The sequence below is a fragment of the Streptomyces canus genome, assembly GCF_001514145.1.
Classification (GTDB): Bacteria; Actinomycetota; Actinomycetes; order Streptomycetales; family Streptomycetaceae; genus Streptomyces; species Streptomyces canus.
Genome location: NZ_KQ948664.1, coordinates 319,757 through 333,109, shown reverse-complemented (window position 1 = coordinate 333,109; position 13,353 = coordinate 319,757). Strand labels below are relative to the sequence as shown.

Below are 13,353 nucleotides of genomic sequence, written 5' to 3'. Positions count from 1 at the left end.
CGCAGCCCCTAGGTTAAACGGCGTATTAACCCTGCTTAATACGCCGCCACCGCCATGGGTACTCACCGCCACCGCTGCGAGGTCGCCGTGCTCGAACGCACCAGTACCACCGCGCGCTACGCCAGGGGTTTCGTCGCCGCGGTCGTGGCCGTGGCCACACTGGTCCTGGCTGCCAACGCGGGGCCGGCGAAGGCGTCGGGGGAGCGGCCGGCCGAGCAGGCGGATCAGGTCCAGCAGGTCACCCGGCACTCGTCGGAATGAGACCGGCTGAGGAAGCGGTCCTCAGAGCTGGAACTCCGCGGGCTGCAGGTTCAGGGTCGCGCAGGCCTCCCGCAGGATCGACTGCTCCGCCTGGGAGAAGTGTCCGTCGGCACCGGCGATGACGATGCCGGTCTGGATCACCGCGCGCGCCTCGGTGGGCTTCTTGGCGGCCTTGGCGATCTCCTGGAGCGCCTCCGCCTTGCCCTGCGGGAAGTTGCGGGTGAGCTGGTCCACATGCTTGTGGAAGCGGGTGCGCAGCTGCTCCGGCGGGAAGTTCTGCAGCACGTCGTTACCGAGGATCAGCGACTCCATCTGCTGGATCTCGGCCGCGTCCACGTGGCCGTCCGCCGCCGCGACCAGGGCGCACATCGCCATGCTGGCGTCCCGGTAGGCGCCGCTCTTCAGCTCGGTCTTGAGGGAGCCGAGCTGCGTCTTCAGCACACCGACGAGCTGGGCGCGCGAACCGCCGCGAGCGCCGTGCGAACCGCCGTGCCCGGCCCCACCGGTCGTCGTGCCGCGCCCGCCCTGCGCCTGCTGCTGCAGGTTCTTGGCCTGGTCCTTGAGCCGGTCGAACAGTGCCATTGACGTCACCTCGGTACTCGTCTGAGTGATCTCACCCCGGCAACGGCCGAGCCCGGGTAAAGGTTCCCCCAAGCCGACCGAACCGAACGAGTCGACCGAGCCGAACGGGTCAGCCGCACACGCGCCGGTACGGCACTTCCGGAACGTACGTCCGCCACTGCGCCCGGCTCAGCCCCGCGCCGCCCGCCCGCGCGCACACCTTCTCCAGCACCCGCGCCGGATCGACGGGGTACTTCTGGAGCGGCACGTGCGCGCTTCCCGCGTACAGGGTCGATCCGTCGGCGCCGAAGGCGAGCGTGTCGATCTCCTCGCCCGGCGTGGTCAGCGGGCTTCCCAGCGGCTGCTGGGTGGCGACATCCCACAGCTGGAGGCTGCCCGCGGTGCCCGCGACGGCCAGCGTGCCGCCGTCCGGGCTGAAGGCGAGCGCGCTCACCCCCTCGGGGTCGGCGACGAGCGGGGCGGGGAAGACGTTGCGCAGGACGCCCTCGCGGCGGGTGAGGTGCTGCGCCCACAGGGCGACCCGCCCGGTGCCGTCGCCCGCCGCCAGCAGCGAACCGTCGGCGGTGAAGGCGAGCGCGCCGATCTGGTCGCCTTGGACCAGGTCGAGCCGGGTGACGCGGCCCGCGGGCAGGTCGGCGGTGCGGCCGTCGGCGACCAGGAGTCCGCCGTCGGGGCGGACGGCCAGGTGGGCGGCGGTCACGGCGGTGACCAGCTTCGTACGGTGTCGGCGGGCGACGTCCCACACCTCGTCGGCGACCGTGCCGAGGCCGGTGAAACGGGCGGCGACCAGGGTGCGGCCGCCCGGGCCGAGGGCGAGGCCGATCACCGCCCCGCCCGGCAGGTCCAGCGTGGCCACCGCCCGCCCGTTCCGTACGTCCCGGACGGCGATCGGCTGGGTCACCGCCTCCCTGCCGGGTGCCGAGACGCCGTAGGCGAACCGGGTGCCGTCGGTGCTGAAGGCCGTCACGGGCAGGGTGTCGGCGGGAACGGTGGGCAGGGCCGGGTCGGCGGAGGCGGGGACCCGCACCGGCGGGAAGGTGTGCAGGACGCGCCCGTCGGAGGTCGCGTGGAGCCGGAAGACGTAGTGATCGCCGGTGCGGGTCGCGGTGGCGTAGCCGCGGCCGTCCGGGCTCAGCCGGACCTCGCCCACCGGGCCGCTCCGCCAGCGGTGGGTGACGGACGCGCCGAGGTCGAGGGTGTGGACGGTGCCGCCCTCGACGTAGCGCAGGGTGCGGCCGTCGCGGTCCCAGCGCAGGCCGCCGTAGAGGTGCTGGTTGCTGAGGGTGTGCCGGAGGACGGGCGTGCCAGGGTCGGTGAGCCGCCACACGCGCACCTCCTCGTGGTCGGCGGTGGCCATGAAGGCGCCGTCGGGACTGACGGACATGTACTGCACGCCGGTGTCCTCGAGCTCGGCGATCCGGCGGCCCGTGCCGGTGTCCCAGACGCGCACTCCGCTGCCGGTGACGGCGGCCAGCCGACCGGTGCCGAGGGCCAGGAGGGAGGTGTCCTCGCCGCAGACGTGGTCCTTCTGCCAGGCGCCGGGCAGGGGGCGGCCTGTGAAGGTGTCCCACAGCTGCGGGGTCCCATCCGAGGAGCAGACGGCCATGCGCCCGCCGTCGGCGCTCACCTCGGGTTCCGCGGTCTCCGGGGCCCGGGTCTCGAACAGCACCCGGCCGTCGGTGACCGAGCGCAGCCGCACCGAGGAGCCCTCGGTGGTGAGGACGGCGCGGCCGTCGGCGGTGAAGTCGACGTCGTAGGTGTCCCGCAGCGCGGCGGAGCCGCCGGTCCGGCGCCCGGTGGCGGTGTCCCACAGGCGTACCGCGTCGTCGCTTCCGGTGACGGCGAGCACCCGCGCGTCCGGGCCCGCCTCGGTCACCGTGCCCCGCGGCACCCTTCCGGAGCCGGTGCGCCGGTGGGTGGTCACGTCCCAGGTGCGCCAGTCGCCGCCGTCGGCACTGAACAGGACACGGCCGTCGGCGCTGAGCATGCGCCGGACTCCGTCGCCGGGCGTGGGGTCGGTGAAGGTGTCCGTCTCCGCCTGGGCGAGGGAGCCGAGCAGGGCGCGGCGGGTCTCGGGGAGTTCGGCCACCCGCCAGGCGGCGGCGCCAAGCAGCAGCGCGGTGCGCGGGTCGGTGGTGCGCAGCGCGTCGGCGACATCGGCGACCCGGCGGGCCGCGTTCTGGGTGCGCCCGCGCCGGTTGTCGTCGTACTCGCGGTAGACCGCGAAGGCCGTCAGCAGGGCGACCGCGAGGACGGCGGACAGGGAGACGGTCAGGGCGCGGTGTCTGCGGCTGATCCGGGCGGCGGCCCGGCGCTCGCTCTCGCGGGCCCGGACGGCGGCGGCGAGGAAGGTCCGCTCGGTCACGGTCAGGGCGGGGTCGGCCCCGTGGTCCGGGAAGAGCTCCTCGACGCGGGCCAGCCGGGTGCCCCGGTACAGGTCGCCGGGGTCGTGATCGTGCTCCAGCCAGGTGCGGGCCGCGTCCGCGAGCATCCGGTGGTGGCGCAGGCGTGCGCGGTCCTCCTCCAGCCAGCCATGCAGCCGGGGCCAGCAGGTGATGAGCGCCTCGTGGGCGAGCTGGACACCGTCCTCGTCGGCGGTCAGCAGCCGGGCCGCGGTCAGTCGCTCCACCACCGCCGGCACGTCCGGGTCCGCCCACTCGGCCAGTTCGGCCCGGGTGAGGGGGCGGCGGGTGTCGGGAGTGCCCTGGCCGGGGACAACCATGCGCAGCAGCAGATGGCGGGCGGCGCGGGCCTGGGCCGGGGTCAGGGCGCCGTACGTCTCCTCGGCGGTCGCCGCGATCGCGCCGCGCACCCCGCCGGCGGACTCGTATCCGGCGAGGGTGAGCATGCGGCCCTTGCGGCGGCGCCAGGTCTCCAGGAGGGCGTGCGCGAGCATCGGCAGGCCGCCGGGCTCGCCCTGGAGCTCCTCCACCAGGCGGGCGGTCAGCGTCCGTTCGACCAGAAACCCGGCCGCCCGGGCCGGTCCGACCACCGCCTCGCGCAGTTCCTCGGCGGTCATCGGGCCGAGCAGCAGCCCGGCGCCGCGCAGGGCGTCCGCGAGGTCGCGGTGCTCGGCGCAGCGGGCGTAGAAGTCGGCTCGTACGGCGACCAGGACGCGCAGCCGGCTCTCCGGGTCGCGGGCGGCGAGCAGCAGGTCGATGAAGCGGCTGCGCTCCCTGGGGTCGTGGCAGAGGCTGAAGACCTCCTCGAACTGGTCCACGACCACCCAGCTCTCCGGCTCCCCCCGGGCCGGGGCGAGGAGGTGTCCGTAGCTGGTGGCGGGCGTCGGGCCCGGGGTGAGGATCCGCAGCACCGCCGGATGGTCGCGGTCCGCGATCTCCTGCTGGAGGCGGGGGATCAGGCCGGCCCGCAGCAGGGACGACTTTCCGCTGCCGGAGGGGCCGAACAGCACCGCGAACCGCTGGTCGCGGACCAGTGCGCCGACCTCGGCGACCATCCGGTCCCGGCCGAAGAAGAGGTGCCGGTGGTCCGGTTCGAACCGGGCGAGGCCGCGGTACGGCGCGGGTCCCTCCGGTTCCTCCTCGGGCGGCGACCCAGCGAGTTCCGCCTCCGCCTCCTTCCAGCGCGGCGCCCACTCCCCGGGATCGCCCCCGCAGGCCCGCACATACCCCTCGACGACGGCGAGGGAGGGCAGCCGTTCGCCCGCGGCGGCCTGGGACAGGGTCGTCGCCGAGAAACCCGCGGCCTCGGCCATCGCCCGGTACGACGGACCGCCGGCCGCCCTCCTGAGCTCGCGCAGTTCACACGCGAGCCGCTGGACGGGCCCGGACCCCGCGTCCAGCGGTCTTTCGGGACGCCCCATGGGCTCGCACCTCCGTACACCCGACGAAAGCGACATCAGGCGCGATGACCATACGGGTCACCAGGAAACGGAAAGGTTGCCCATCGGTGGCCGGCGGGTGTCGCCGAATCGGCGGATCGTCTTGCCGCTCACGTTTCCCCAGGTCGGAGACGCCCGATTGATTGACCTGACAAAACAGGGTGCCGATCAACTCCCCGCCGACCACGCTCAGTGCCGCACCGCCCTCACCTCGCCGGATCCCCCGGCAGAGCACGTGACTGGAGAGCACCCCGCATGTTCAAGGCACTCAAGAGCGGCAGAAAGTCCCGCCTCGGCCAGGCCGCCCTCGTCGCCGGCAGCGTCGCCGCCCTCACCGTCGGCCTGGCGGGCAGCGCGAACGCCGGCGTCCTGAACCCGCTGCCGTGGACCGGCAGCACGTTCCAGAACAAGTACATGCCGTACTTCGACTACGACTCGGACAGCTGCTTCCCGGCGGCGGCGGTCGACGCGAACGGCAACGTCAACGGCGGCCTCAACCCGTCCGGCTCGCTCACCGGCAAGTGCCGCTCCGGTCACCTCGGCAAGGCGAACACCTACGCGCAGTCGCTGTGCAAGAACGGCTGGTGCGCGTACGCGTACACGCTGTACTTCGAGAAGGACCAGTGCGACCCCACCGGCATCAGCGAGTGCGGGCACCGCCACGACTGGGAGTCCGTCGTGGTGTTCCAGAAGCAGGGCGAGGAGAAGCCGCGGTACCTGGCCGCCTCGCGGCACGGCGGCTACAGCACCCACCCGATCAACGAGGTGCCGATGAACGGCAACCACGTCGAGATCGTCTACCACAAGGACGGCCCGAGCACCCACGCCTTCCGCTTCGCCAAGTGGGGCGAGCAGCCGGTGGCCTGGGGCAACGGCAACTGGGACACACCCGCCCTGGTCAACTTCTCCGGGCTGAACAGCACCCTCCAGGGCAAGCTGAACGGCGACTGGGGCAACGCCAACTTCCAGATCGGCAAGAACTTCCTCAGCAACGTGAACAAGGCCCGCCCCTCCGCGGTCCCCGCGTTCTGACGCACGGGCCCCTTCGACCGCGGCCGCCGACGCACACTCCCCCCTCGCGTCGGCGGCCGCTTTCCGTCACCCGGGACACCCGGGACATGGTGAGACCTCCACGCGAGTGACACCCTGATCGCATGACCTCTGCCTCGGCCCGCACCGCCCTGGAACTCACCGCGGACCTCCCGGTCGCCGATCTCGAGGACTTCTACCGGGACCTGCACCGCCACCCCGAGCTGTCATTGGAGGAGCACCGCACGGCGGCCCGGCTCGCCGAGCGGCTGAAGGCGGCCGGTTTCGAGACCGCCGAGGGCATCGGCGGCACCGGCGTCGTGGGCCTGTTGCGCAACGGCGACGGGCCCACCGTCCTGCTGCGCGCCGACATGGACGCGCTGCCGGTGGAGGAGCGGACCGGGCTGCCGTACGCCTCGAAGACGCCCGGGGTGATGCACGCCTGCGGGCACGACCTGCACGTGACCTGGCTGGCGGGGGCGGCGAAGGCGCTCGCGGACGGCCGGGACGCCTGGTCCGGGACGCTGCTCCTGGTGGGCCAGCCCGCCGAGGAGGCCGGCGGCGGGGCGGCCGCGATGGTCGCCGACGGGCTCTACGACCGTGTGCCGCGCCCGGACGTCCTGCTCGGCCAGCACGCGGTACCGGGCCCGGCGGGCCTGTACGCGCACGTGCCGGGCCTGATCATGTCGGCGACGACGGACGTGGAGATCGTGGTGCACGGCCGGGGCGGCCACGGCTCGCGCCCCGAGACGACGGTCGACCCGGTCGTCACGGCCGCCTACATCGTCACGCGGCTCCAGACGGTCGTCAGCCGGGAGATCAAGCCGCGCGAGTCGGCCGTGCTGACCGTCGGCCGGATCGAGGCGGGCACGGCCCCGAACATCATCCCCGCCACCGCCCGTATCTCCCTGAACCTGCGCACCCAGTCCGAGGCGGTACGGGACCGGATGATCGCCGCGATCCGCCGCATCGCGGAGGGCGAATGCCATGCGGCGGGCTGCCCGCGCGAACCCGAGGTGACCCTGGGCGGCTCGTTCCCGGCCACGGTCAACGACCCGGAGACCGACCGACGGATCGCCGCCGTGCACCGCGAGGTCTTCGGTACCGACACCGTCTTCGACCCCGGCCCGGCGATGGCCAGCGAGGACTTCTCGAAGCTCGCGCTCGGCGAACTCCCGTACTCCTACTGGTTCGTGACCTGCACGCCGGCCGCCACCTGGGAGGCGGCGCCGGGCGCGGACCTGATGGAGAAGTTCGACGCCGTCCCCAGCAACCACAGCCCGCACTTCGCCCCGGACCTGTCGACGGTGGCGCCGGGGGTGCGGACGCTGGTGTCGGGGGCGCTGGCCTGTCTCGTCTAGAACGGTGTGGCCTGGAGCTCCCGCAACTGCTTCTGTACGTTCTCCAGGGCGCCCGGGCGACGGCCGGGGACGCGGGCGCGCAACTGCGCGAGCAGGGCGCCGAGTTCCTGGGCCTGAGTCTTGTCGCGGACCTGCCCCCACTGGTGGTGGGCGCGGTCCACGGCCTTCTCCACGGTCGGCGCGTCCGGGCTCTGCCCGGCGGTCAGCCGCGTCTCCGCCACGGTCAGCCAGATCCGGCAGCTGCGCGCCGAGTCCCGCGCGAACATCGCCAGGTCCGCCCGCACCTCCGACCAGTGCAGGGCCTGCTCGGACGCCACCCCGTGCGCCCGCGCGGCGGCCTGCTCGTGCGCCAGGGCGAGCGCGTCGGCGTCCTGGTGCCGGCCGGCCTGGACGGCGGCGGTGATCTGTACGTGGGGGTCCTGCGGCTGGGACGGAACGACGGCCGGCGCTTGAGGAGCCTGTCCCGCACCCGCCGGCCCCCCGTCCGGCGTTTGCGGACGAGGAGGCCGTTCAGGCCGATAGGCGGGTCTGGGGGCCAAGCCACCGGGGACGGCCACCGGAGCAGGCGGCACCGTCAACACGACGTCCCCGTAAGCGTCAGGGCCCAGCCGCCCGAACGCCTGCTGATGCAACTGCTCGACCGGCGGACGCCACCCGCTGCGCAGGATCGTCGCGATCGTCTTCATGTACGCCGGCACGGCCACCGTGCGCCTGGAGGGCGGCGGCGCGATCCGTCCGAACACCGCGTTGTTGCGCCCGGAGTCGAGTGCGTGCGTCCGCAGCCATCCCCACGCCTCCGCGTCGGCGTGCAGGTCGACCAGGAGCGTCGTCGAGCCCGGGGAACGCAGCCGGAACTCCTCACGGATCCACTGCCAGGGCAGCGCCGTGTAGCGCACGGTGGCCGGGGTGGTGCGGGCCAGCGCGAGGTGGGGGAGGTGCTGGCGGCGGTCCAGGGCGAGCTGGCCCGCGATGAAGACGGTGAGCGGGCCCGGCGTGGCCGCGACGGCGCGCAGCCGGGTCAGGACGGCCTGCGGTTCCAGGGGGTCGGCGAGCTCCACGACATTGGCCGTGTCGGTGCCGGAGAGCACGGCGGGCGGCACGGCCGCGAGGACGGGAAGCACGGACGCCGCGTCCACCAGACGGCTCTTGCCCACCGGTGAGGCGGCGAGCAGCAGCACGGTTCCGGGCATCGGTCCCTCCCCATCCCCCGTCGATCACTTACGGCAGCACGGTAACCGCTGCGGCTGCGAAGGGGAGTTCCCAGGGCGGCAAACGTCCCTTTCCTGCCCGCTCGTCGGCCCCGCGGATCGCGAACACGGCATTCGACTTGCCAGGGCCCGTTCCCAGGTGTGCTCTGGAAGGCGGGGGTGTATCGGGGGGTGGAGAGAGGAGTGCTCTCATGGCTCATGCGGCACCCGCGGGCGGGTTCGCCCGGACACCCGATGTCTTCGACGCCAAGGTGCACACGGCCGCCAGGTACGGCATCCCGGTCGTGCTCGGGCTGGTCTACGGCTACTGGGCCGCGGCGAACCGCCGTGACGGCGGGCCGATCACCGGCTGGAACCTGCTGTTCGGCTTTGTCACGGCCATCGCGTTCATCGTGCTGTGCATCGCCGTGGCGACGTTCGCCCCCCTGCTGAAGCGGGAGCTCCACTCGGCCGTCAAGTCCGGTTTCGCCGGGGCGGCCGTCGGGTTCCTGTACAGCCAGACGGGAGAGAGCGTGCTGCGCTCGACGGCGCTGGGGATGGCGGTCGCGGCGGGGATCTTCGTCGTGTTCTTCTACCGCTACTACACGCGCGAGGACGGCGCGGGGAACCGGATCCGGTAGCGGACGCGCGTGGACCCCGGCCAGGCAAGGGCCGGGGTCCACGACTTCCCTCATCCCACGTTCTTCCACTGCGGGCACGGATCGGCACAGGCCGGCACGGAACGCCGACCGGTGTCGACGAACGCGGCGCTGACCCAGCCCCGGGCGCCGGTGAGCCAGTACCAGTTCGGGTTGCCGTTGACGCTCTGTCCGCGGACCTTGCACGTCACCCGGTCCCGGCTGCCCGGCGAGAGAAGGTCGACGACGGCGGAGTGCGTGGTGGGCGCGGCCCGCACGTCGATCGGGGTGCGGGAGACGACGGTGCCCCGGATCGGACCGCCGCGATGGCCTTCGGCGTACGTGGGCGGGGCTGCCGTCGCGAAGGTGCCCGCCGCCGTGGCGGAGAGTGTTGCGCCGGTGAGCAGGGCAACGGCCAGGGTCCGCAGGCCCGTCGTGGTGCGCATGGATCGGCCTCCTTCTCCCCTGATCTCCCCGGGTCTCCCCTGATCCAATGAGACACCCGTTCGGGTGAACCCTCCACCGGAGGGCGGAATCCCCAGCTCCACGGCTCGCGCGGCGGCCCGTGGTCGTTTTGGCTTGAAGGGTGACCTCTCGTGTCCGCGGCGCCCTGTCGGCCGCCCTGATCGCCCTGGCCTGTCTGCTCGTGCCCTTCGGCGCGGTGGCGGCCTGGGCGGCGTACGGCCTCGCCGACACGGGCCGGTACGTCACGACGATGGCACCGCTCGCCGCCGACCCCGCCGTGCGGGACAGCGTCGCGGACGCGGTGGAGGACGAAGTCGGCGAACCGGTAAGGCCCTTGGTGCGCTCCTTCACCCGGACCCCGGCCTTCGGCACCGCCTGGGACGAGGGCAACAGAGCGGTCCACCAGGCCGTGTTGAGGGCCGTCCGGGACGGCGGCCACCACGAGGTGACCGTCGACATCGCCCCGATCGCCGCCCGGGTGGAGCACCGGGTCGCCCTGCCCCGCACCGAGATCGCCGTGCTCCCGGCGTCCCAACTCGACCGTCTTCGGAAGGGCTACGACGTGCTCGAAGTCGCCGGTTTCTGGCTGCCCGTCTCGGCCGCCGTCCTCGCCGCCGCCGGGATCGCGGTGGCCGCCTGCCGCCGCCGCGCCCTCACCGCGACCGCCCTCGGCACCGCACTCGGCGGCGCGCTGCTCAGTCTCGCCGTCGCCGTGGGCCGCCGACTCACCCTCACCGATCTGCCCGACCCGGTGCACCGCCCGGCCGTGGGCGCCGTCTACGACGCCCTGACCGCCACCTTGCGCACGGTCTCCTGGCTGCTCGTGGCCGTCGGCCTGGCGGTGGCCCTGACCTGCTGGCTCACCGGTCGGTACGGCCGGCCGCCAGCCCGGCGAGGGCCCGCAGGGCCCGTTCCAGATCCGGCACAGCAGCCGACGCGAGCCCAAGCCTGACCGCGTCCGGGGTGCGGTTCGGGTCGACGGCGAAGGAGGGCCCGGGCGCGAGGGCGATACCGAGCGCCGCGGCGGCGGCCGTGAAGGTGTCCGCCCGCCAGGGGGCCGGGAGGTGCCACCAGGCGTAGTACGCGCGCGGATCGGACCGTACGGCGAACCCGTCCAGGCACTCGGCCAGCACCCGCTGCCTGTGCGCCGCGTCGGCCCGCTTCGCCTCGACCAACCGCGCCACGGTCCCGTCCGCCGTCCACCGCACCCCCGCCTCCAGCGCGAACCGCCCCGCACTCCAGCCACCGGAACGGACGGCGTCCGCCACCGCGTCCACCCGCTTCTCCGGTACGACGAGAAAGCCGACGGTGAGCCCGGGCGCGACCCGCTTGGAGAGTCCGTCGACGACGTGGGTGAGGGCGGGGGCGAGGGCGGCGAGCGGGTCGTCGTTCTCCGCGAGGAACGACCAGATGCGGTCCTCCACGACGGGAAGGTCCAAGTCGCTCACTGCCAGGGCGAGTTGACGCCTGCGCTCGCAACTGGTCGTCACGGAGGTCGGATTGTGCAGGGTCGGCTGCACATAGAGGGCCGACAGTGGTGCCGTGCGATGGGCGGCGGCCACCGACTCGGGGCGCAGGCCCTCCTCGTCCGTGGCCAGGGGTACCAGCGTGATGCCGAGCCGGGCCGCGATCTCCTTGACCACGGGATACGTCAGCTCCTCGACCCCGACCCGGCCGCCCGGCCGCACCAGGGAGGCGAGGGCGGCGGCGACGGACTGGCGGGCGTTGCCCGTGAAGAGGATCCGGGACGGGTCGGGGCGCCAGCCCGGGGTGGTGAGGAGGGCGGCGACGGCCTCGCGGGCGGCCGGTGTGCCGGTGGCGGCGGCCGGGCGGAGGGCCTCGGTCAGCACGTCGGGGCGCAGCAGGGGCGCGAGAGCGTCGGCGAGGAGCTCGGACTGGCCTTCGGCGGACGGGTAGTTGAGCTCCAGGTTGACGGGCGGGCCCGCGTCCTCGATGAGTCCCCGGCCGGGCCGCAGCGGCGCGGTGGCCTTCACGAAGGTGCCCCGGCCCACCTCTCCGACGACCAGTCCGCGCCGTACGAGTTCGCCGTACGCCCGCTCCGCCGTCGACGCGGCGATCCCGTGCCGGCGCGCGAACTTCCGCTGCGGGGGCAGGCGTTCGCCCGGCTGGAGCCGTCCGGTGGTGATGTCGGCGGCTATGCGGTCGGCGATACGGCGGTAGTCGTGCACCAAGGCCCCCTGTGATTGCACCGAGGGCAAAGATTTTATTGCACCGAGAAGTGGCGCCGACCTAGGGTCGGCGTCATGACGGCGATCCCCCTGGTACTGGTCCACGGCCACCCCTTCGACCACACGATGTGGCGCCCGCAGATCGAGGCGTTCTCCGCCTCCCGCCGCGTCATCGCCCCGGACCTGCGCGGCTACGGCGCCGCGGTGCCGCCCGCGCCGGTCGAGCGCTTCGACCGGTTCGCCGAGGACATCGAGGCGCTGCTGGACGAACTGGACGTGACGGCGTGCGTGCTGGCGGGCCTGTCCATGGGCGGCCAGATCGCCATGGGCTGCTACCGGCTCTTCCCCGAGCGGATCCGGGGTCTGGTCCTCGCCGACACCTTCCCGGCGGCGGACACCCCCGAGGGCGCGCGGGTTCGGCACGCGACGGCGGACCGGCTGCTGCGCGAGGGCATGCGCGGGTACGCCGACGAGGTGCTGGAGAAGATGGTCGCGCCGTACGCCTCCCCCGAGGTCAAGGCGCATGTCCACGGCATGATGACGGCCACCCGGCCGGAGTCCGCGGCGGCCGCCCTGCGCGCCCGCGCCGCCCGCCCCGACTACCGCGAGCTGCTGACCCGCGTCACCGTCCCGGCGCTGGTGGCCGTGGGCGCCGACGACACCTACACACCGGTCGCCGACGCGCGGGCCCTGCACGCGGCGCTCCCGGAGTCGGAACTGCACGTCTTCGAGGGGGCGGCGCACCTGCCCAACCTGGAACGGGCAGAGGAGTTCAACGCCGTGCTCGGGGAGTTCCTGGCGAAGGTCGACGCCCGATCGTAGGCTCGGGACGGTGACCCGCCGAAGGCTCGGTATCTGGAGCGCCGCCCTGCTCTTCGCCGCCGTGAGCGTGATCATGGGATGCCGGCTCGCCGACACGGACGGCGTCACTCCCGTCCCCCAGCTCCTCGCCTTCCTCCCCTGGCTGCTCGCGCCCGCCGGAGCGGGCCTGGCCCTCACCCTGCTCACCCGGTGGTGGCCCGGGACGATCTGGGCGGGCGTGCTCCTCGGGCTGCTGGCGTGGTTCATCGCCCCGTACGGGCAGGGCGGCGAGCCGGACGGCCGGGTGCTCGCCTCCTTCCGCGTCCTGACCTCGAACGTCGAGTTCGGACAGGCCACCGACGCCCTCGTCGCCGCCGTCCGCGAGGAGGGACCGGACATCGTGTTCGTGGAGGAGTGCGACTACGGCTGCTCGGCGGCACTGCGGCGGTCCCTGTCCGAGGGCTATCCGTACCGGCAGTCTGTGGAGGGCGCCGGCTCGACGGGGTCCGTCGTCCTCAGCCGCTTCCCCCTGAAGCCCGCCGCCGGGATCCCCGGGAGCACCATGGGCATGCCCGGGGCCGTCGCCGACGTGCGCGGTCACGCCGTACGGCTGCAACTCGCGCACCCGATGCCCCCGCTGCCCGGCCAACTGGACGTGTGGCGGCGGGAGTTGAACAGATTGCGCGACTTCGCCGCCTCCCCGGGCCGCACCCCGACCGTCCTGGCCGGCGACTTCAACGCCTCCCAGGACCATGCGGCCTTCCGCGCGATCCTCGACACCGGGCTGCGCGACGCGGCCCGCCTCGCCGGCTCCGGCCGCACGCCCACCTGGCCGGCCCGCACCGCCCCGGCCATCGGCGCGCAGATCGACCACGTGCTGGTGTCGGACGACTTCTCGGCGAGCGACGCCCACTTCCTGGACCTGGCGGACACCGACCACCGTGCCCTGCTGGTGGACATCGCGCTCCACAGGCCCGGTTGACCTGGGTGTTCATAATG

General features: G+C 73.6%; 12 protein-coding genes. 7 read left to right on the top strand and 5 right to left on the bottom strand.

The window, feature by feature from the left end; translation table 11 throughout:
* Positions 1 to 54: 54 nt before the first annotated feature.
* A complete protein-coding gene (locus AQJ46_RS55540) occupies positions 55 to 261 on the top strand; it encodes a hypothetical protein (protein ID WP_159064055.1) in 207 nt (68 codons plus the stop codon).
* Positions 262 to 282: 21 nt separating this feature from the next.
* Here the strand turns inward: AQJ46_RS55540 and AQJ46_RS28525 are convergent, their stop codons facing one another.
* Positions 283 to 843, bottom strand: a complete 561-nt coding sequence (locus AQJ46_RS28525; RefSeq protein WP_057608959.1) for a tellurite resistance TerB family protein — start codon at positions 841 to 843, stop codon at positions 283 to 285.
* Positions 844 to 952: 109 nt separating this feature from the next.
* Complete coding sequence (locus tag AQJ46_RS28520) at positions 953 to 4,666, bottom strand: nSTAND1 domain-containing NTPase (RefSeq protein ID WP_059208280.1); 3,714 nt, start codon at positions 4,664 to 4,666, stop codon at positions 953 to 955.
* 273 nt (positions 4,667 to 4,939) lie between these two features.
* Between AQJ46_RS28520 and AQJ46_RS28515 the strand changes: the two genes are divergently transcribed.
* Complete coding sequence (locus tag AQJ46_RS28515; RefSeq protein WP_059208279.1) at positions 4,940 to 5,716, top strand: NPP1 family protein; 777 nt, start codon at positions 4,940 to 4,942, stop codon at positions 5,714 to 5,716.
* Between the two features lie 122 nt (positions 5,717 to 5,838).
* Positions 5,839 to 7,074, top strand: a complete 1,236-nt coding sequence (locus AQJ46_RS28510) for an amidohydrolase (RefSeq protein WP_059208278.1) — start codon at positions 5,839 to 5,841, stop codon at positions 7,072 to 7,074.
* Here AQJ46_RS28510 and AQJ46_RS28505 read toward each other — a convergent pair.
* Positions 7,071 to 8,264: a hypothetical protein gene (locus tag AQJ46_RS28505; RefSeq protein WP_059208277.1), complete on the bottom strand. Its 1,194-nt coding sequence runs from the start codon at positions 8,262 to 8,264 to the stop codon at positions 7,071 to 7,073. The genes AQJ46_RS28510 and AQJ46_RS28505 overlap by 4 nt on opposite strands.
* A 209-nt stretch (positions 8,265 to 8,473) precedes the next feature.
* Between AQJ46_RS28505 and AQJ46_RS28500 the strand changes: the two genes are divergently transcribed.
* The gene (locus tag AQJ46_RS28500; RefSeq protein WP_059208276.1) at positions 8,474 to 8,902 is read left to right on the top strand and encodes a hypothetical protein; all 429 of its coding nucleotides are present in this window, start codon (positions 8,474 to 8,476) and stop codon (positions 8,900 to 8,902) included.
* A 50-nt stretch (positions 8,903 to 8,952) separates the two neighbouring features.
* On the opposite strand, the gene AQJ46_RS28495 is transcribed toward AQJ46_RS28500, so the two are convergent.
* The gene (locus AQJ46_RS28495; protein ID WP_059208275.1) at positions 8,953 to 9,345 is read right to left on the bottom strand and encodes a hypothetical protein; all 393 of its coding nucleotides are present in this window, start codon (positions 9,343 to 9,345) and stop codon (positions 8,953 to 8,955) included.
* A 140-nt stretch (positions 9,346 to 9,485) separates the two neighbouring features.
* On the opposite strand from AQJ46_RS28495, the gene AQJ46_RS28490 reads away from it, so the two are divergent.
* Positions 9,486 to 10,316, top strand: coding sequence for a hypothetical protein (locus tag AQJ46_RS28490; RefSeq protein ID WP_059208274.1), 831 nt, complete (start codon positions 9,486 to 9,488; stop codon positions 10,314 to 10,316).
* Here the strand turns inward: AQJ46_RS28490 and AQJ46_RS28485 are convergent.
* Positions 10,225 to 11,553 (bottom strand): aminotransferase-like domain-containing protein, encoded by a 1,329-nt coding sequence (locus AQJ46_RS28485; RefSeq protein ID WP_059208370.1) that lies wholly within the window; start codon positions 11,551 to 11,553, stop codon positions 10,225 to 10,227. The genes AQJ46_RS28490 and AQJ46_RS28485 overlap by 92 nt on opposite strands.
* A gap of 75 nt (positions 11,554 to 11,628) precedes the next feature.
* On the opposite strand from AQJ46_RS28485, the gene AQJ46_RS28480 reads away from it, so the two are divergent.
* Together AQJ46_RS28480 and AQJ46_RS28475 are read left to right on the top strand one after the other, a co-directional pair.
* The gene (locus AQJ46_RS28480) at positions 11,629 to 12,375 is read left to right on the top strand and encodes an alpha/beta fold hydrolase (protein ID WP_059208273.1); all 747 of its coding nucleotides are present in this window, start codon (positions 11,629 to 11,631) and stop codon (positions 12,373 to 12,375) included.
* 10 nt (positions 12,376 to 12,385) lie between these two features.
* Positions 12,386 to 13,336, top strand: a complete 951-nt coding sequence (locus AQJ46_RS28475; protein ID WP_059208272.1) for an endonuclease/exonuclease/phosphatase family protein — start codon at positions 12,386 to 12,388, stop codon at positions 13,334 to 13,336.
* Positions 13,337 to 13,353 lie beyond the last annotated feature (17 nt).

What these genes read in the sequence shown, in the direction of transcription:
- AQJ46_RS55540 (WP_159064055.1), top strand. Translation starts at nt 55, where the DNA reads ATGGGTACTCACCGCCACCGCTGCGAGGTCGCCGTGCTCGAACGCACC.
- AQJ46_RS28525 (WP_057608959.1), bottom strand. Translation starts at nt 843, where the DNA reads ATGGCACTGTTCGACCGGCTCAAGGACCAGGCCAAGAACCTGCAGCAG.
- AQJ46_RS28520 (WP_059208280.1), bottom strand. Translation starts at nt 4,666, where the DNA reads ATGGGGCGTCCCGAAAGACCGCTGGACGCGGGGTCCGGGCCCGTCCAG.
- AQJ46_RS28515 (WP_059208279.1), top strand. Translation starts at nt 4,940, where the DNA reads ATGTTCAAGGCACTCAAGAGCGGCAGAAAGTCCCGCCTCGGCCAGGCC.
- AQJ46_RS28510 (WP_059208278.1), top strand. Translation starts at nt 5,839, where the DNA reads ATGACCTCTGCCTCGGCCCGCACCGCCCTGGAACTCACCGCGGACCTC.
- AQJ46_RS28505 (WP_059208277.1), bottom strand. Translation starts at nt 8,264, where the DNA reads ATGCCCGGAACCGTGCTGCTGCTCGCCGCCTCACCGGTGGGCAAGAGC.
- AQJ46_RS28500 (WP_059208276.1), top strand. Translation starts at nt 8,474, where the DNA reads ATGGCTCATGCGGCACCCGCGGGCGGGTTCGCCCGGACACCCGATGTC.
- AQJ46_RS28495 (WP_059208275.1), bottom strand. Translation starts at nt 9,345, where the DNA reads ATGCGCACCACGACGGGCCTGCGGACCCTGGCCGTTGCCCTGCTCACC.
- AQJ46_RS28480 (WP_059208273.1), top strand. Translation starts at nt 11,629, where the DNA reads ATGACGGCGATCCCCCTGGTACTGGTCCACGGCCACCCCTTCGACCAC.